The organism is Pseudarthrobacter chlorophenolicus A6 (assembly GCF_000022025.1).
GTDB classification, from domain to species: Bacteria; Actinomycetota; Actinomycetes; order Actinomycetales; family Micrococcaceae; genus Arthrobacter; species Arthrobacter chlorophenolicus.
Map to the genome: position 1 here is coordinate 3487598 of NC_011886.1, position 18619 is coordinate 3506216.

15 protein-coding genes are annotated in these 18619 nt (G+C 67.1%); 4 read left to right on the forward strand and 11 right to left on the reverse strand.

Annotated features, from left to right (window positions below; translation table 11 throughout):
* From ACHL_RS15750 to ACHL_RS15765, 4 genes are read right to left on the reverse strand one after another with little or no spacing between them, the layout of a single operon-like run.
* The gene (locus tag ACHL_RS15750) at window positions 1-1104 is read right to left on the reverse strand and encodes a mandelate racemase/muconate lactonizing enzyme family protein (protein WP_015938293.1); all 1104 of its coding nucleotides are present in this window, start codon (window positions 1102-1104) and stop codon (window positions 1-3) included.
* The gene (locus ACHL_RS15755; protein WP_015938294.1) at window positions 1104-2006 is read right to left on the reverse strand and encodes a 5-dehydro-4-deoxyglucarate dehydratase; all 903 of its coding nucleotides are present in this window, start codon (window positions 2004-2006) and stop codon (window positions 1104-1106) included. The genes ACHL_RS15750 and ACHL_RS15755 overlap by 1 nt, the downstream gene beginning before the upstream one ends.
* Entirely contained in the window at window positions 2003-2968 is a 966-nt protein-coding gene (locus tag ACHL_RS15760; RefSeq protein ID WP_015938295.1) for an NAD-dependent epimerase/dehydratase family protein, read from the reverse strand. The genes ACHL_RS15755 and ACHL_RS15760 overlap by 4 nt, the downstream gene beginning before the upstream one ends.
* 38 nt (window positions 2969-3006) lie before the next feature.
* Window positions 3007-4419, reverse strand: coding sequence for a Gfo/Idh/MocA family protein (locus tag ACHL_RS15765; RefSeq protein ID WP_015938296.1), 1413 nt, complete (start codon window positions 4417-4419; stop codon window positions 3007-3009).
* A 356-nt stretch (window positions 4420-4775) separates the two neighbouring features.
* Here ACHL_RS15765 and ACHL_RS15770 point away from each other — a divergent pair, with 356 nt between their 5' ends.
* Window positions 4776-5810, forward strand: coding sequence for a LacI family DNA-binding transcriptional regulator (locus tag ACHL_RS15770; RefSeq protein ID WP_015938297.1), 1035 nt, complete (start codon window positions 4776-4778; stop codon window positions 5808-5810).
* 76 nt (window positions 5811-5886) lie between these two features.
* On the forward strand, window positions 5887-7260 hold the full coding sequence (locus tag ACHL_RS15775) for an alpha-hydroxy acid oxidase (RefSeq protein ID WP_043794142.1): 1374 nt from the start codon (window positions 5887-5889) through the stop codon (window positions 7258-7260).
* 20 nt (window positions 7261-7280) lie between these two features.
* Here the strand turns inward: ACHL_RS15775 and ACHL_RS15780 are convergent, their stop codons facing one another.
* Together ACHL_RS15780 and ACHL_RS15785 are read right to left on the reverse strand one after the other, a co-directional pair.
* Window positions 7281-7973 (reverse strand): ArsR/SmtB family transcription factor, encoded by a 693-nt coding sequence (locus ACHL_RS15780; protein WP_015938299.1) that lies wholly within the window; start codon window positions 7971-7973, stop codon window positions 7281-7283.
* 77 nt (window positions 7974-8050) lie between these two features.
* Window positions 8051-9262, reverse strand: a complete 1212-nt coding sequence (locus tag ACHL_RS15785) for an acetoin utilization protein AcuC (RefSeq protein WP_015938300.1) — start codon at window positions 9260-9262, stop codon at window positions 8051-8053.
* A gap of 104 nt (window positions 9263-9366) precedes the next feature.
* Here ACHL_RS15785 and ACHL_RS15790 point away from each other — a divergent pair, with 104 nt between their 5' ends.
* Window positions 9367-10800 (forward strand): TrkH family potassium uptake protein, encoded by a 1434-nt coding sequence (locus tag ACHL_RS15790; protein WP_015938301.1) that lies wholly within the window; start codon window positions 9367-9369, stop codon window positions 10798-10800.
* Between the two features lie 40 nt (window positions 10801-10840).
* A complete protein-coding gene (locus ACHL_RS15795) occupies window positions 10841-11479 on the forward strand; it encodes a potassium channel family protein (RefSeq protein WP_171059109.1) in 639 nt (212 codons plus the stop codon).
* 44 nt (window positions 11480-11523) lie between these two features.
* Here the strand turns inward: ACHL_RS15795 and proC are convergent, their stop codons facing one another.
* From proC to ACHL_RS15820, 5 genes are all read right to left on the reverse strand, one after another.
* Window positions 11524-12357 (reverse strand): pyrroline-5-carboxylate reductase, encoded by an 834-nt coding sequence (gene proC, locus ACHL_RS15800; RefSeq protein ID WP_015938303.1) that lies wholly within the window; start codon window positions 12355-12357, stop codon window positions 11524-11526.
* Between the two features lie 236 nt (window positions 12358-12593).
* Entirely contained in the window at window positions 12594-13583 is a 990-nt protein-coding gene (locus tag ACHL_RS15805) for a Ppx/GppA phosphatase family protein (protein ID WP_015938304.1), read from the reverse strand.
* Between the two features lie 7 nt (window positions 13584-13590).
* The gene (locus ACHL_RS15810) at window positions 13591-14010 is read right to left on the reverse strand and encodes an SseB family protein (RefSeq protein ID WP_015938305.1); all 420 of its coding nucleotides are present in this window, start codon (window positions 14008-14010) and stop codon (window positions 13591-13593) included.
* Between the two features lie 56 nt (window positions 14011-14066).
* Window positions 14067-16805: a type I DNA topoisomerase gene (gene topA / locus ACHL_RS15815; RefSeq protein WP_015938306.1), complete on the reverse strand. Its 2739-nt coding sequence runs from the start codon at window positions 16803-16805 to the stop codon at window positions 14067-14069.
* Between the two features lie 134 nt (window positions 16806-16939).
* Entirely contained in the window at window positions 16940-18589 is a 1650-nt protein-coding gene (locus tag ACHL_RS15820; protein ID WP_015938307.1) for a DUF7059 domain-containing protein, read from the reverse strand.
* Window positions 18590-18619 lie beyond the last annotated feature (30 nt).

An 18619-nucleotide genomic window follows, 5' to 3' on the forward strand; every position in this document is an offset into this window, starting at 1 on the left:
TCACACGGCATCCCGGAACCGGAAGCCCAGCCCGGGACGGTCCGCCAGGGTGACCCGGCTGTTGCTGAACCGGACCGGAGACGGCCCGTCCAGGATGCCCAACTGCTCGAAGGACGCCTCTTCAACGTCCTCCACCAGCGTGGGCTCCGCCAGGGTCAGCGCCAGCTGTCCGGAAAGCTCCGGCAGCAGGTGCGGCATCACCTTGATGCTGTTGGTCCGTGCCAGCTCCACGATCCGCCGGAACGGGGTGATCCCGCCAACCCGGATGATGTTGGGCTGGATGATGTCCACCGCCTCCGCCTCAATGAAATCGCGGAACCGGTAGATGGTGTGCAGGTTTTCGCCGAGGGCGATGGGCACCGGTGAGTGCTTGCGCAGCCTGCGGTAGGCCCAGAGGTCATCCGCTCGGAGTGGTTCCTCCAGCCAGTCCAGCCCGTATTCGGAGAGCACCTCCAGTGCGCGGAAGGTGGTGGGCAGGTCCCACCGCTGGTTGGCGTCGATCATCAGCCGGCGGTCCGGTCCCAGGACGGAACGGACGGCGGCCACGCGCTCGGCATCTTCGCGGAGGTCCGGTTTGCCCACCTTGATCTTCACGGCCTGGTGGCCGGCGGCCACCCAGCGTTCGGTCTGGGCCACCAGTTCGTCCAGGGTGTAGTGCAGGTTCACCCCTGATCCGTAGACCTCGGCGGACTCCTGCCGCTGGCCGATCAGCCCGGTGACCGAGGTGCCGGCGTTGCGCGCCTGCAGGTCCCACAGGGCGAGATCGAGCCCGGCCATCGCGATGGTGGTCAGTCCCCCGCCGCCTGCCTCATGCAGCCGTTTCCACACCGCATCCCATACCGTTTCCGGGTTGGCGGGCAGGCCGGTGACGAACGGTGCGATGTCGTAGTCCAGCAGCGCCTTAACCGCCTGCGGACCAATGGTGGGGGTCCAGGAAAAACCGAGCCCCGCGCCGCCGTCGTCCGTGTGGATCTCCGTGGCGATCACGTGGTTCTCCGGCGCCTCCGCACCCCAGTGCCGGCGGAGCGGGACGGTCAGGAGCCGGGTGGTCAGCCCGGTGATCCGGGGAACGGTGCGGACGGCAACGGCTGCGGGGGCACTCATCAGCCGGCCAGCTCGTAGCCCCTGGCCAGGATGGCCTTGAGCTCCACAAGCTGCTCGTCGGTGGGGTCCACCAGCGGCGGACGGACCGGGCCCACCGGCAGGCCGCCCAGGCGCAGGCCGGCCTTGATCAGCGAGACGCCGAAGCCGGGGGTCTGGTCGCGCAGGCGGACCAGGGGCGCGTAGAAGCCTTCGAGCAGGGCGTTGCGCCGGTCCTCGTCGCCTGAAACGTAGGCGTCGTAGTAGGCCTTGGCGATCTCCGGTGCCATGGCGAACGCTGCCGAGGAATAAAGCGGGATGCCGAGGCCGCGGTACGCGCCCTGGGTGAGTTCGGCAGTGAGCAGGCCGTTGAAGAACGCGAAATCCTCGCGGCCGGTTGCCTTGACGGCGGTCACGATTTCCTGGGCCAGGCCCACATCGCCCAGCCCGTCCTTGAAGCCCACCACCTTGGGGTTGGCGGCCAGTCGTGCCATGGAGGCAGCCGTGAACTTGGCGTTGCCGCGGTGGTAGACGATCACCGGCAGGCTGCTGGCGTCGGCAACGGCCTCGATGTAGGCCACCAGGCCGTCGGTAGGTCCGGTGACCAGGTAGGGCGGCAGGACCAGGAGGGCGTCAGCCCCTGCTTCCTCGGCTGCCTTGGCGGCGGCGAGGGCATGCCCCAGCGGTCCGCCGGCACCGGCCACTACGGGAACCTTGCCTGCCACGACTTCGACGGCGGCCGTGACCACGGTGCGGACCTCCTCGATGCTGAGGGCGTGGAATTCACCGGTACCGCAGGCAGGGAAGACGCCGCCCGGGCCGAACGGAAGCCGCGAAGCAATGTGTTCCTTGAGCAGGTCCACGTCGACGGCGCCTTCGGCCGTGAACGGGGTGACGGGGAAGAAGAGTACGCCGTCGAATTTCATGATGTCTCCTTGGTTCCGCTGCCGGCGGTTACCAGCGCGGAGGTCTCGTCGTTGAGGGTTTGGTGGGACTTGAGTTCTGTGCGCCAGCTGCGCTTGGGCTGCCAGCCCAGCAGTTCCTGCGCTTTGGCGATGGAGAAGGCGGGGCTGGTGCCGGTGAGGCCGCCGCTGATGGCGTCGCTGCCGGGCAGGAACCCGGGCATGAGATCAGCCAGGGGCTGGGTGGCCAGTGCATCGGCCGCACCCACAAAGAACGTCTCGCCGTTGGGGATGGACTCCATCCTGTCCAGCAGCAGGTCCAGGAACTCCGCCACGTCACGGGCGTCCACGTAGTTGAACAGGGCCGGTGCGGACAGGGCGGGATCGGCAAGCCGCTCGGCAAGGGTATGGCCCTGCTGGGTGGGGGCGCCTTCCCATTCCTCCGGGGAAATCACAAAGCAGGGGCGGAACGCTGCGTACCGGATCCTGTCCCCCTGCGCTGCAGCGAACATCTGGACTGTCTGCTCTGCGATGAGCTTGGACAGGGCGTAGGCATTCCACGGCTTGGCCGGCGTGCGCTCGTCCAGCGGGAACGACGGCGGGAGCCATCCGGCCGGCGAACCGTAACCCAGCACTGTGGGGCTGCTGGCGGTGATGATTTTCGGGACGCCCAGTTCCGTCGCCGCACTGATGACGGCGAAGGCGAGCCGGGTGTTCGTGGCAAAAATGACGTCCTCGGGTGCGCTGAACGGCACGGCGATCGCAGCGAGGTGGATGACGGCGTCGGGCCTGGCATCCCGGAGGAGGCGAAGGGCCTCCCCCGGTGCCAGCAGGTCCGCGGTGGCCTGTTCGACGCCCGCCGGCAGCAGTTCGGCCGGCAGTGCGTCGCGGTCCACCGAGATGACCTGGTGGCCGGCTTCGGCGAGCCCCGCCACCACACTGCGTCCCAGTCGGCCGGAGCCGCCGGTGACAAAGATCCTGCTCATGGTTGTTCCTTAGGGTCCGGTGATCGTGGGTGCGGGCATCAGGGGGCGCGCCGGAGGTCGACGCCGAGGTCCAGGTCCTCGATGCGCACGGGCAGTGATGATTCGAGTGAACGGTTGCCGGCGATGCCGACGGAGACCGAGCGGAGTCCGTCAAGGTACCCGGAGGGCCGGCCCAGCGGGTCCTCGCCGGGGCCGTTGAAGAGGTCGGAGAGCAGGAGGGCGTCGCCGCCGCCGTGGCCGCCTTCGCCGTTGACGATGGGCACCTCGTAGGCAGGCTCCCAGTGGCGCTGGACCACCAGGCGTTCGCCGTTGCGGCGGACGGCGTCCTCTTCCTCGACAGGCGTGGCGCTGGGATCCACAACGGTCTTCTTGTCCGTGCTGTGCAGGACGGCAGCGCGTTCCACCACCTCAAGTTCCGCACGGCCTTCGGTGCCGTTGACCGCCACCCGGTAGCCCTCCCAGGGGCTGTGGGCATTCAGGGAGTAGCTCAGGCGGGGACCGCCCTGGTACTCCACCACCAGTGCCAGGTTGTCTTCGATGGTGATGCCGCCGGTGAAGACGTCCTGGTCGCGGCGGTAGCCGTCGTAGTGTTCGTTGTCCAGGAAGAGGGCCTTGAGCCGCTCATCTTCGCGCAGGTCGAGGGCGAAGGGGTCGCGTTCGCCGGCGGGGGTGTCCGCAGCCGGCGTGCCGCGCTCGGGACGGGCGCCGAGTCCCCGTTCAGCCGCGTTGGTGTCGCCGTAGAACTTCAGGCCACCGGAGGCGAAGACGCGCTCGGGGACGTCTTTGATCCACCAGTTGACCAGGTCGAAGTGGTGGGAGGCCTTGTGGATGAGCAGGCCGCCGGAGTTTTTCTTTTCGCGGTGCCAGCGGCGGAAGTAGTCGGCGCCGTGGACCGTGTCCAGCACCCAGCTGAAGTCGATGGAGGTGACCTTGCCGATCACGCCGCTCTGGATGATTTCCTTGAGGGCGCTGTTGCGGGGCGAGTAGCGGTAGTTGAAGGTGACCACCACGTTGCGGCCGGTCTCCTGCACGGCCTGGGTGATGCGGCGGCAACCTTCGGCGTCGATGGTGAGCGGCTTTTCGACGACGACGTCGGCGCCGGCGCGCAGCCCCTCGACAATGAAGTCTGCGTGCGTGTAGTCCGGCGTGGTGACCACGACGCGGTCAATGTTGTTGGCCTGGACGAAGGCCGTCAGGTCCTTGGGGTCGAACGAGGCAATGGGCCCGGGGGCGCCGAGTTCCTGGATCAGCTTCTGGTAGAACTCCACCCGGCCGGGGTTGACGTCGGAGAAGGCCACGAGCTCCGCGGTGTCTGCGTGCTTTCCAAAGATGGCGCGGATGTACATCTCGGAGCGTCCGCCGGTACCGATCAGGGCGAAGCGGGCTTTTCCGCCGTTTCCGGGGTGCGCTCCGGTTGCCACTGCTGGACTCGATTCGGCTGTGTTGACCATGGGGTCCCTTTCGAAGACTGGTGCCCGGCCTGTTCGGTGATCCGGGGAGGTGGCGCGGTGCACTGCAGCACCGCTGAGAAAGCGTTTTCTCGGTTCGCTATAGAATTTGTATCAACAGCAACCTGCTTCCGTCAACCATTATGGGTACTGGGAGAAAGCGTTTTCTACCCCAGGGATGTCCAGCGATCCCGGAAAACCGGGAAAAGCGTGGGAAAACACGGGAAAACAATAGAAATCGCTTTCCCATCGCGTTATATGCTGTCTCTCAACACACCGCCATCAGGCGGCCGGAAGCTGCTGCAGCGCTGGCAATCCGGCCCGGGACCCCAAGTCCGTGGCGCTAGGAAAGGTTCCCTATGGTCAGGAAATCGGCAACCGGCCGAATCGGCATCGCGGATGTCGCCGTGAAGGCGGGCGTCTCACACGCCACGGTTTCCCGCGTCATGAACGGCAATTACACGGTGGACCCTGAGATCGCCTCCCGTGTACGCGCGGCTGCGGCCGAGCTAAAATACCAGCCCAACCCCGTCGGGCGCAGCCTGGCGCTGGGCAAGACGGACACCATCGGGATTGTGGTGCCGGACCTGGCCAACCCCACCTTCCAGGCCATCCTGCGCGGGCTGAGCCGCGCCGCCGCCCAGGACGGTTACCGCGTTCTGATCGCGGACTCCTTCGAGGTCTCCAGCGAGGAGGCCATCCTGGCCGGCGAGGCCCGCCGCCGCTGCGACGGCCTTGTCCTGTGCGCGCCCCGCATGACCGACGCCGAGCTCGAAGAGATCGCGCCGTCACTGCACCCGCTGGTACTGATAAACCGCACTACCGCCACCGCTGGCGTGCCCAGCCTGGTGGTGGACTACGGGCAGGGTGTCCAGGACCTGGCCGAACACCTGGTGGAACTCGGCCACTCCCGGCTGGCCTTCCTGGCAGGGCCTCCGCGCAGTGCCTCCAACGGAATGCGCCTGCAGGGGCTGGAAACGTTCAAGGCCGCCCACCCGCACGTGGACGTCACCATGCTTGAAGGCGGCTCGGACTTCGACACCGGCCACGAGGCTGTGGATGCGGTGCTGGAGTCAGGGGCCACGGGCATCCTGGCCTTCAATGACCTGGTAGCCATGGGACTCATGAGCGGCCTGCACGAACGCGGCATCGACGTCCCGGGCGACATGTCCGTCACCGGTTTCGATGACATTCCCTTTGCCAAATACACGACGCCGGCGCTCACCACCGCAGCCGTGCCCATCACGGAGCTGGGCGAGCAGGCCTGGCGCCAGCTCCGGGCCCTCATCCGCAAGGAGGAAAACGACGCCCCGGGCAGCAGGTACCAGCCGCGGCTTGAGGTGCGTTCCAGCAGCGGCCCTGCCAGGGCAGCACGGACCGCCGTCCACGGCTAGCGGGATCAGCGGCCCGGCAACAGCCTGCCGCCCACGGGCCGCCGTTTAGAGTGTGGGTAGACCACAGGAGGACGACATGACCCACACCATCCAGCCCAACAACCCGGAAGCCACCCCCGCGCCGGATGCCACGGACATTCCCGCAGCCAAGGCACCTGCCGGGGCTCCGGCGTCGTCCGCCCCTGCCGGTTCCGCCGCCGCTGCCCTGCCTACGGCGTTGCCTGCTGCGCTCAAGCGCCGCATTCCCAAGTACTCGGACCTGGCGCCCCTGATGCAGTTCAAGAAACCCGAGTTCAGCAAGGAGGCGCGGCTGAAGCGGGCCAGCACCGTCTGGGAACTCCGCGACATCGCCAAGCGCCGCACGCCGCAGGCGCCGTTCGACTACACGGACGGCGCCGCGGAAGGGGAAATCACCCTGCGCCGGGCCCGCCAGGCCTTCCTGAACATCGAGTTCCGGCCGGGCATCCTGCGGAACGTCTCCAGCATCGACCTCAGCACCGACATCCTGGGCAAGCCTTCCCGGCTCCCCGTCGGCATCGCTCCCACCGGCTTCACGCGGATGATGCAGTCCGAGGGCGAGTACGCCGGCTCCCAGGCGGCCGAGGCCGCCGGCATCCCTTACACGCTTTCCACCATGGGCACGGCGTCCATCGAGGACGTGGCCGCCGCAGCGCCGAACGGCCGCAACTGGTTCCAGCTGTACCTGTGGACGGACCGGGACCGTTCGCTGGAACTGATCGAGCGCGCTGCCAAGGCAGGCAACGACACCCTCATGGTCACCGTGGACACCGCCGTGGCCGGCGCCCGCCTGCGGGACGTCCGCAACGGCATGACCATCCCGCCGGCGCTGACGCTGACGACCGTCCTTGATGCGTCCTACCGGCCGGCCTGGTGGTTCAACTTCCTCACGCATGAGCCGCTGACCTTCGCCTCGCTCTCCCGCTACACCGGCACCGTGGCAGACCTCATCAACTCCATGTTTGATCCCACCCTGACGTTCGAGGACCTGGACTGGCTCAGGGAAACCTGGAAGGGCAAGCTGGTGGTCAAGGGCATCCAGACCGTGGAGGACGCCCGGCGCGTGGTGGACCACGGCGCCGACGGCGTGGTCCTTTCCAACCACGGCGGCCGGCAACTTGACCGGGCACCCATCCCCTTCCACCTGCTGCCCGACGTCCGGCAGGCCTTCACCGCGGACAACAGGGACGCGGCCATCATGCTGGACACAGGAATCATGAGCGGCGCGGACATCGTGGCGGCGCTGGCCCTTGGCGCCGACTTCACGCTGATCGGCCGCGCCTACCTTTACGGCCTGATGGCCGGCGGCCGGGCGGGCGTGGACCGGACCCTCCAGATCCTGGAAAAGGACATGGCCCGCACCATGGCGCTGCTTGGCGTCAGCAGGATCGCCGACCTGACGCCGGAGCACGTCCGGCTGCTGGCGAAGTAGCGTCCGGGCCGGAGCCTTCCCTACTTCTTGCGCCCGAACTTCGGCAGGTTGGGGAGGTTGGCCAGGAGGTCGGCGGCCCGGGTGGCCGCACGCCCCACTGACCTGCCGATCTGCTGCGGAACGCTGTCGTCGCTGAGCGGCGCCGAGGTGCCGCCCGGGATGACGACGGCGGGACTCAGTTCGGCGCCGTCGCGCACCAGGACGTCAGCGGACACGGAGCCGGCCGGGACTGCTTCAGGCGCCTGCTCGCCGACACTGGCTGGTCCAGCGGCGGCGGGTTCCTGGGCAGCAGGTTCTGCGCTGGCAGGTTCGGCGGCTGATTCGGCCGCAGCAGATTCAGCGGCGGCGGGTTCCGGGGCAGCAGTGGTTGCGGCCGGCTTGTCCGCGGCCGGGGCGGCCGGCTTGGTACCGGCTTCGGTGGCGGTGGCGCCTCCAGGCACCGTGGCGAGGGCGCCGACGTCGAACATTCCAAGCCAACTGGCCACGCCCTCAAGGGGCTTCCGGTTCAGCGCGTAATAGCGCTTTTGGCCCTGCGCGCGCATGCTCACCAGCTGCGCTTCGCGGAGGACTTTCAGGTGCTTGGAAATGGTGGGCTGGCTTGCTGCCAGCTCCTCCACCAGTTCACCCACGGCTTTGTCCCCGCTGCACAGCGAAACCAGGATGTCCCGCCGGGTCGATTCCGCAATGACGGCAAATACGTCGTCTGTCACCATGCCTCCCACCCTAACGACATATACGCCGAAAGGCATCAACTATTTCGGGGTACGGAGGTAATGGGACGGAGGCCACGTCAGTCGAACCAGGGGTCCAGCCCATGGAGCGGAAAAACGGCCTTGCGGGTGGCCATCACGGTGCGGTCCACGGCATCGTTCGGGTCGAACCCCACCTCCCAGGAACGCCACCACAGCTCAACATCGTCGCCCATCAGCTCCGGCGCGGTGGCACCGTATTTGGCTTCGACGTAGTCGCGCCACTCCTGCGGCACCGGGGTGCGGAGGGGCACAGGCCGGCCCGCCGCGATGGCCACCAGGTGGCTCCAGGCGCGGGGCACTACGTCCACCACGTTGTATCCGCCTCCGCCGGTGGCGATCCACCGTCCGCCGCAGAACTGCGCAGCAAGGTTCCCGACGGCGGACGCGGCCTCACGCTGCCCGTCCACGCTGAGATTGAGGTGGGTCAGCGGATCCGTACGGTGTGAATCGCAGCCGTGCTGGCTCACGATCACCTCCGGTTCAAACGCGGCCACCACCTGGGGAACCACAGCATAAAACGCCCGGAGCCAGCCCGCGTCCCCCGTTCCCGAGGGCAGGGCCACGTTTACTGCAGTCCCCTCGGCGTCCGGGCCGCCGATTTCGTTGGCGAAGCCAGTACCGGGAAAAAGGGTCATGCCGGACTCGTGCAGCGAGAGAGTCAGCACCCGGGGATCGTTCCAGAAGATGCTTTCCGTTCCATCGCCGTGATGGGCATCCACGTCGATGTACGCCACCTTGCGGACGCCGCCGTCGAGAAGCTTCTGCACGGCAAGCGCGGCATCGTTGTAGATGCAGAAGCCGCTGGCCCTCTCCCGGGCGGCATGGTGCATGCCGCCACCGAAATTGACGGCGTGCACGGCCGAGCCATCCAGGATCCGGGAAGCGGCAAGCAGCGAACCTCCGGCCAGGCGGGCTGCGGCCTCATGCATGCCGGCGAACGCGGGGTCGTCCTCCGTGCCCAAGCCCCTCGATTCATCAGGGGTGGAAGGATCGGCGCTGACCTTCCGCACCGCTGCCACGAAGTCTGCCGAGTGGACTGCTTCGAGTTCGCTGTCCGTTGCCACGCCCGGCGCTTCCACTGCCACATGGTCGAGGCCGAACAGCCCCAGGCTTTCCGCCAGGCGGGCGGTGAGCTCCATCCGCGCCGGTGACATGGGGTGCCCGTGGCCAAAGTTGTACGCCGTCATGTCAGCGCCCCAGGCCACCATCGTTGGCGGCGCGGGCTGGCGGAGGCCGGGCAGGTATGTCATCAATCACAGGCTACCTGAGCACAGCACCCTGCCGGCCCGGCCATGACGCGGCCTTTAGTGGTTTACTACTGGGGGAAGCAGATTCGACCGAGGAAAAGCCACACATGACGCAAAGCCAGTCGAGGCCCCGGACCCCGGCCAGCTGGCACCCCCCAGCGCAGGAGCGGGAGGGCCTCTGGATCTTTACCCGGTTGCGCGACTTCATCGACGACATCGCCAACACCTCCCCCGCCCGGCTCGCGCTCAGCGCATTCGCCGGGGTGTGCCTGGTGTTCACTTTCCTGCTGTCCCTTCCGGTGTCTTCTGCCTCCGGCACGGCCACGCCCATACACCAGGCCCTGTTCACCGCGGTCTCGGCGGTCTGTGTCACCGGGCTGACCGTGGTGTCCACCGCTGTCCACTGGTCCTTCTTCGGACAGCTGGTCATCCTGGTGGGCATCTTCATCGGCGGCCTGGGCACCCTCACCCTGGCCTCGCTCCTGGCGCTCATGGTCAGCAAGCGGCTAGGCGTGCGCGGCAAGATCATCGCCGCGGAGTCCATGAACAACGCCGGGCGCCTGGGCGAGGTGGGAACGCTGCTCCGCATCGTCATCACCACGTCGGTGGTCATCGAAGGCATCCTGGCCCTGACCCTGATCCCCCGTTTCCTCACCCTCGGCGAGCCCTTCTGGCAGTCCGTCTGGCACGGCATCTTCTATTCCATTTCAGCGTTCAACAACGCCGGCTTCACCCCGCACTCGGACGGCATCGTGCCCTACGAGACGGACTTGTGGATCCTGATTCCACTCATGGTGGGCGTCTTCCTGGGCAGCCTCGGCTTCCCGGTGGTGATGGTCCTGCAGCAGAACGGGCTGAACTGGAAGAAATGGAACCTGCACACCAAGCTCACCATCCAGGTCTCCTTCATCCTCCTGGCCGCCGGGGCGTTCCTCTGGGCGCTGATGGAGTGGGACAACGCCCGCACCATCGGGCCCATGGGCTTCGGTGACAAAATCACCCATTCCCTTTTCGCCTCCGTCATGACCCGATCGGGCGGATTCAACCTTGTGGACCAGAACCACATGGAATCCACCACCAAGCTGCTCACGGACGCGCTGATGTTCGCCGGCGGCGGCTCGGCATCGACGGCGGGCGGCATCAAGGTGACCACCATCGCCGTCATGTTCCTGGCCATCATTGCCGAGGCGCGCGGTGACGCTGACGTGAAGGTGTACGGCCGGACCATTCCGCAGGGCACCATGCGGGTGGCCATCTCCGTGATCGTTGCGGGCGCCACACTGGTTTCCGTCTCCGCTTTCCTGCTCCTGCAGATCAGCGGCGCGTCCCTGGACCGGGTACTGTTTGAGACGATTTCGGCCTTCGCCACCGTTGGCCTGAGCACCGGGCTCAGCGCCGAAGTGGCACCCGAGGGTGTCTACGTCCTCACCGCGCTCATGTTCGCCGGCCGCGTAGGCACCGTGACCCTTGCCGCTGCCCTGGCCCTGCGCCAGCGCAGCCAGCTGTACCACTACCCCGAAGAGAGGCCCATCATTGGCTAGTTCGTCAGAAGCTTCCCGGCGCCCCGCCCACAACGCGCCGGTGCTGGTCATCGGACTGGGCCGCTTCGGCTCGTCCACGGCCGAGCAACTGGTCAAGCAGGGCCGCGAAGTCCTGGCCATCGAGCGCGACCGGAGCCTGGTGCAGAAGTGGGCCCCGCTGCTGACCCATGTGGTGGAAGCGGACGCCACCAACATCGACGCCCTGCGCCAGCTGGGTGCACAGGAGTTCAGCTCGGCAGTGGTGGGCGTGGGCACCTCCATCGAGTCCTCGGTGCTGATCACCGTGAACCTGGTGGACCTTGGCATCGAGCACCTGTGGGTGAAGGCCATTACGCCGTCCCACGGCAAGATCCTGACCCGGATCGGCGCCAACCACGTGATCTATCCGGAAGCGGACGCCGGCGTCCGGGCAGCGCACCTGGTGTCCGGACGCATGCTCGACTTCATTGAATTCGACGACGACTTCGCCATCGTCAAGATGTACCCCCCGCGCGAAACGGTGGGCTTCACGCTGGACGAGTCGAAGGTCCGCTCAAAGTACGGCGTGACGATTGTCGGGGTGAAGTCCCCGGGCGAGGACTTCACCTACGCCCGCCCGGAGACCAAGGTTTCCTCCCGCGACATGCTGATCGTCTCAGGCCACGTGGACCTGCTGGAGCGGTTCGCCGCCCGCCCCTAGGTTTCGACAGGCTCAACCACCGGTGGTTGAGCCTGTCGAAACCCTTAGCCGAGCTGCTTGGTGATTTCCGCTGCCCGGTCCGCTGCTGCCCGCGCGCCGGCGGCGATGATGGACGGAATGCCCTGCTCATCGAAAGTGGCAATGGCGCGTTCGGTGGTGCCGTTGGGGCTGGTCACTGACTTACGCAGTGCCGACGGATCCGCGCCGGGCTCTGCCAGCATGAAGCCGGCGCCTGCCACGGTCTCCCGGGCCAGCAGCACGGCAAGTTCGCGGTCCAGGCCCAGTTCCTCCCCCGCCGAGGCCATGGCCTCGGCCAGGTAAAACGCGTAGGCGGGTCCGGAGCCGCTGATGGCCGAGAGCGCGTCCACCTGCTCCTCGGGCACTTCGACGACGGTTCCCGCACCCTGGAAGAGGTCCTTCACCTGCTGGAGCTGGCCGGGTGTGCAGTTGGTGCCGGGCGAGACGGAGATGACGCCGCGGCCCAGTTTCGCCGGGGTGTTGGGCATGGTCCGGATGACCGGCTGCCCCGCCGGGAGGGCGGCTTCAAGCTGGGCGATGGAAACGGCGGCGGCAACGCTGACCACGATCGTGTCCGGGGTGAGCGCGGGGCTGATCTCCCGGGCCAGGTCCGCGATGCCCACCGGCTTGACGCCAAGGATCACGACGGCGGACCCCTTCGCGGCCTGCCGGTTATTGTCCGGTTCCTCCTCGCCGGCGATCGCGGTGATGCCGTGATACCGCTCGGCCAGTTCAGCGGCGCGCTCGGCCCGGCGGACTGTCGCCACGATGTCCGCCGGGTTGGTGCCGGCTTCCACCAGGCCGCCGAGGATGGCTTCGTTCATGGACCCACAGCCAAGGAATGCGATTCGGTTGCTCATGGCTCCATCATTGCAGGCCGCCCCCATTCACAGGCAACTCCCATGTTCAGCGCAGGGAGCGCACAACTTGGGGTCCTAACGTAATTATTACCTCATTGAGGGTGCGAGTGATGCGGCAGGCATGGGGATGCCTGCCAGGGCACCGGCGGTGGCAACAGGTTTTCCCCCATTTTCCTGTTGCCACCCCGGTGCTTCCGCTTTTAATCGGCGCTTTAGAAGCTGGGCTAACCGGCCACTTAGAACGTGGGCTGCACGGCCGGCGGCGCTGCAATGTGCGGCGCGGGTTCCAGCGGCCCGTCGAACACCAGCTGGTCCAGCCGGCGCAGGATGAGGCCTTCGCGCAGGGCCCACGGGCAGATCCGGAGCTTCTTGAACTTGAACAGCTCCAGGGCGGCCTCCGCCACCAGCGCACCGGCCAGGAGCTGGTGTGCGCGTGCCTCGGAGACGCCGGGAAGATGCAGCCGGTCCTCGGCCTTCATGGCAGATATACGCTGCGCCCAGACACCCAGGTCCGTGGCGTTCAGTTCCCGTTTGACGTAGGGGCCGGCCGCGCTGGGGGCCGCCCCGGCGATGCGGGCCAGTGAGCGGAAAGTCTTCGACGTTCCGGCCACCAGGTTGGCCCTGCCCAGGCCGTCGAACTCGCGGACGGCAGGCTTCAGTGTCGACCGGATGTACCGCCGCAGTTCCTTGACGCTCCTGGCCGAGGGCGGGTCCTCGGCCAGCCAGTCCCGTGTGAGCCTGCTGGCTCCCAGCGGCACCGACGTTGCGACCTCGGGAAGCTCATCCTGGCCGAAAGCCATTTCGAACGAGCCGCCGCCGATGTCCAGGTTCAGGATGGGACCGGCGCCCCAGCCGTGCCAGCGCCTGACGGCAAAGAACGTCATGGACGCCTCTTCGCTGCCAGTCAGTTCCTGCAGCGTCACGGTGGTCTCGTGCTTGACGCGCGCCAGGACCTCGGGGCCATTGGTGGCCTCGCGGATGGCCGACGTACAAAAGGCCAGGAGGTCCTCGGCCTTGTGGCGGGCAGCGAACTCCCAGGCTTCCAGGACGAACTCGGTGAGCTCGTGCTGGCCCTCGTCGCTGATGCTGCCGTCCGGTTCCAGGTACTGCACCAGGGATAGCGGCCGTTTATGTGAGGCGAACGGCAGCGGCCGCGCGCCGGGGTGGGCATCCACCAGCAGGAGGTGGACAGTGTTGGACCCGATATCGAGGACGCCTAGCCGCATGGTGACATTATTGCTCGTCAGCGCGCTTGAAGTCGCGCTTGATGTTTGCCACGCCTTCCGGGTTGATCTCGAATCCGTAGGCTGCGCCGGGGTTGATCACCAGGCCCAGTTCCTCGCCGATGTTGGCAATGATGGCCGCGCCCTGGGTTCCCAGGACGTTGGGCGCTGCTTCCAGGTACTGCTGGTCCACGCGGGTGGGGTGTGAGAAGACGGCCAGGACGGGGGCGCCCTCGGAGTTGGCCAGGACCAGGGGCTCCACCTGGGAGTCCTCGCCCTCGATGCCGTCGGAGCTGATGATGTAGACCTCGCTGTTCAGGAACGACAGGATGACGTCCACTGGGTTCGCGTCGGGCTCATTGCCCGTGGCGAGCTTCTCTTCGAGGTCGTTGAGCGGCGCGGGATCGGCGATTCCAGTCTGTTCAGTCATACACCTAGCCGATCACGATAAAGGGGCCGGCGCAAACGCGCCGGCCCCCCCCGCTGCTACTTCTTGGCTGTTGCCTTCTTCTTGGCAGGTGCCTTGCGGGTGGCGGTCCGCTTGACCGGTCCCTTGGCCCGCTTCTCGGCCAGCAGTTCCACGGCCTGTTCGCGGGTGAGCTCCTCCAGCGAGGTGGCCCGCGGAACCGTGATGTTGGTAATGCCGTCGGTGATGTACGGGCCGAACCGGCCTTCCTTCACCACGATGTTCTTTTCCGACACCGGGTCCGGACCGAACTCGGCCAGCGGCGGCACGGCGGCGCGGGCACCGCGCTGCTTGGGCTGCGAGTAGATCTCCAGCGCCTGCTCGAGGGTGATGGTGAAGATTTCCTCTTCGGTACCGATGGAGCGGGAGTCCGTCCCCTTCTTCAGGTACGGGCCGAACCGTCCGTTCTGGACGGTAATGAGGTTTCCTTCGGAGTCCTCCCCCAGCGCGCGGGGCAGGCTCATGAGCTGCAGCGCCTCGTCCAGGGTGACGGACTCCACCGTCATCGACTTGAACAGTGAACCGGTGCGCGGCTTGGCCTTGACCGGCTTCTTGGGCGGCTTGGGCTTGCCGTTCTTGTAGTACTCCACCGGCTGGGCGGCGATCTGTTCCTCGGTCATCTCGGGAATGACCTCGGTGACGTAGGCGCCGTAGCGGCCGTTCTTGGCGACGACGGTGTGCCCGGTGTGCGGATCAGCGCCCAGGACGCGTTCCTCCGGCGCCGCCGTCTCCATCAGTTCAACAGCCTTGGCCGCGGTGAGCTCGTCCGGGGCAAGGTCCTCCGGGACGTTGGCGCGCGGGGACTCGACGATCTCGCCGGTCTTGGGATCGACCGTGGCCGCAGAGCTTTCCAGGTAGGGTCCGAACTTGCCCACCCGCAGCGTGATCTGGTCGGTGATGGGGATGGAGTTGATCTCCCGGGCATCGATCTCACCGAGGTTGTTCACGATGCTCAACAGGCCGGGGTCCGAGTCTTCACCGAAGTAGAAGTGCCGCAGCCAGGAGGTGCCGGCGGCCTGACCGTTGGCGATCTTGTCCAGGTCGCCTTCCATGTCCGCCGTGAACTCGTAGTCCACGTAATCCGAGAAGTGCTGCTCGAGCAGGCGGATCACCGAGAACGCGATCCAGCTGGGCACCAGCGCAGAGCCCTGCTTCCGGACGTAGCCGCGGTCCTGGATGGTGGAAATTGTGGAAGCGTAGGTGGAGGGGCGGCCGATGCCCTTCTTCTCCAGTTCCGCCGTCAGGGACGCTTCGGTGTAGCGCGGTGGCGGCGAGGTTTCGTGGCCCACTGCCACGATGTCGGAGGCCTTCAGCGAATCGCCCTTAGCCACGTTGGGCAGGCGGCGGGCTTCGTCTGAGTCGTCGTCGCCGCGGCTTTCGTCCTTGCCTTCCTCGTAGGCGGCCAGGAAGCCGGGGAAAGTGATGACGGTGCCGGAGGCGCTGAACTCGGCATCGCGGCCGGCAGCGTCGCCGCTGACAGCCACGGCACCCAGGCGGATGGTGGCCGTCGAGCCCTTGGCATCCGCCATCTGCGAGGCGACCGTGCGCTTCCAGATCAGCTCGTAGAGGCGGAACTCGTCGCCGCGGAGCTGCGACGCAACCTGCGCTGGGGTCCGGAAGGAGTCACCGGCGGGGCGGACGGCCTCGTGGGCTTCCTGCGCGTTGGCTGCCTTGTTGGAGTAGACGCGGGGGGAACCGGGAATGTATTCGGGACCGTACAGCTCGGAGGCCTGGCGGCGGGCGGCCGTCACGGCTTCGTCACTCAGCGCCGACGAGTCGGTACGCATATAGGTGATGTAGCCGTTTTCATACAGCCGCTGGGCGATCTGCATGGTGCTCTTGGAGGAGAAACGCAGCTTGCGGCCTGCCTCCTGCTGCAGCGTAGAGGTGGTGAACGGCGCGGCCGGGCGGCGGGTGTACGGCTTCGTCTCAACGGAGCGGACCGTGAACGGGGCGTCCTGCAGCCCTGCTGCCAGCGACCCGGCCAGCTCCTCGTTCAGGTGCGCCACGTTCTTGGACGTGAGCACGCCGTCGTCGTTGAAATCCCGGCCGGTGGCAACCTTTGCCCCGTCCACGGAGGCCAGCTTCGCCTTGAACGAACCGGAATCCGCACCGAACTGTCCGGTCAGGTCCCAATAGGACGCGGCCTTGAAAGCCATGCGTTCACGTTCGCGGTCCACCACCATGCGGGTGACCACAGACTGCACCCGGCCGGCGGAGAGTCCGCGGGCCACCTTGCGCCACAGCACGGGGGAAATTTCGTAGCCGTACAGGCGGTCCAGGATGCGGCGGGTTTCCTGGGCGTCCACCAAGTCCTGGTCCACATCGCGCAGGTTGCCCATGGCGCGCTGGATGGCTTCCTTGGTGATTTCACCGAAGGTCATCCGGTACACGGGGACCTTGGGCTTGAGCACTTCGAGCAGGTGCCACGCGATGGCTTCGCCTTCGCGGTCCCCATCGGTTGCGAGATAAAGTTCGTCGGCGTCCTTGAGCGCTGCCTTGAGCTCAGTCACCTTTTTCTTCTTGTCCGGAGACACCACGTAGTAGGGCTTGAAGTCGTGGTCGATGTCGACGGCGAACTTGCCCACCGAGGTTTTCTTCAGTTCCGCGGGGAGCTCCGAGGGCTGCGGCAGGTCGCGGATGTGACCGATGGAGGCCTCAACAATGAAGCCCTCGCCGAGGTACTTGGCGATGGTCTTGCTCTTGGCCGGAGACTCCACGATCACGAGTTTCTTGCCGGTTTTGGCCTTGCTTGGCACGGTGCTCCTACAGAAAAAGGTTGCTGGGGCAGATGAGCCCATATTGGCCTAGTTCACCATATTTTGGACAATCCTGCGCATTCATGTGGAAAACGGGGGGTGCCAAGAGGGGTGCGGAGACCGCGGGTGGAAGGTCAGTTTTCGGCCGGCACGAGGAAGCCGTCGCGGACCAGGTTTTCGACGTCGGCCAGCAGCCTGCCGCGGAAGGAGCCCTCCGCGGAACCGTCGTCCCCGCTGCCCAGCAGCGCCTCAAGGGCACCGGCGATCTGGCCGGCGGTCAGGTCGCCGTCGCACGCTGACACGAACCCGGCCAGTTCGGTGCTGAGGAGGTTGGTGCGCCGCAGCCCGGCACCCTGCCGCAGCAGGATCACGCCCGGGTGCTCGGCGCCGGGCCGCTGGTGGCGCTCCTCCGTGACATCGCCGGCCACCAGCAGGTACGTGTCCGCCACCGAATGCGCCGCCAGCCAGTCGCTGCGTTCGACGGCGGCGCCCAGATGGGGGCCCACCGGCTGCTCGATGGGGTAGCTGATTTCCTCGAAGCGGCGGAGGACGGGTTGCGCGTTGGCAGTTTCTGCGGCCGGGCGCCGCAGCCACACCATGCCGAAGCCGATGCCTTCGACGTTCCGGGAGGCGAAGTCGGCAAGGTAGGCACCGTAGGCGTCGCGGTAGTGGTCGCGGTCCCTGCCCTCGGAGGCGTCCTGCAGCCAGGTCTCGGCGTATTGTTCGGGGCTGACCTGCTCGCGCTGGATGAACCAGGCGTCGGTGCCGGGCCGGACCCATGACTGCGGCCTTTCGTGCCACTCGGCTCCGGCCGCCACCTCCCAGTTGCCGAGCATCTGGGCCGTGCCGCCGGGTGCCAGCACCGTGGGCAGGTCCGCCACGAGGGAGGCGACGATGTCGTCGCCGGGCAGGCCGCCGTCGCGGTAGGTGAACTGGTCCGCGGCGTCCTCGCCGGTGCTCCGAGGGGTGATGACGAACGGCGGGTTGGACACCACCAGGCCGAACTCCTCGCCCGCCACGGGCTCCAGGAGTGAGCCGAGCCGCAGGCTCACCCGGTCAGCCAGCCGGCCGGGGTCGACCGAGAGTGCCTCGGCATTGAGGAGGATGTTGAAGCGGGTAAAGGCAAGGGCACGTTCGGAGATGTCGGTGGCCGTGACGTGCTCGCAGTGGTGCAGAAGGTGGAAGGACTGTATTCCGCAGCCTGTTCCCAGGTCCAGGGCCCGCTCGGTGTGGCGGCGAACGGTGGTCTGCACCAGGGTGGTGGAAGCCTGTCCGATGCCCAGGACGTGGTCATGCCGCAGGACGCCGGCCTGCTGGTGCGCGGCGAGGTCGCTGGCCACCCACAGTTCGGCACCGCCGCTGCCGTCGTCATTTTTATCCCAGCCGTAGGGCCGCAGGTCCGCCTTCGCGGACAGGCGGCCGGTGCCGGGTACGGGCTCCAGCAGCCCCAGCTCTTCCAGCCCTTCCGCACGGATGCCCGGCAGGGCGGCGTCGAGCGTTGCCCTCTCCTGCGGTTCGGCCAGGAGCCAGAGGCTTACGACGGCGGCCAGGGGCGCCGCGTCGACGTCCTCCCGGACGGCACGTTCCACGGCCAGCATCGCCGGGATGATCTGGTCCCGGTTCAGCGCGGCAGACGCTGATGGACCCAGGAGGCCCGCGACGCCGTCGAGGGTGTAGTCCAGCCGCCGCAGGTCCGCGGCGAGCGCCCGCAGCAGGTGGGGCAGGTCGCTGCGGGGAGCGTCGGGAGTGTTGCCGGCAGTGAACTCAAAGGGGGTTTCAGGCACCGGACAAGTTTAGTCCGGGACCGGACAGCA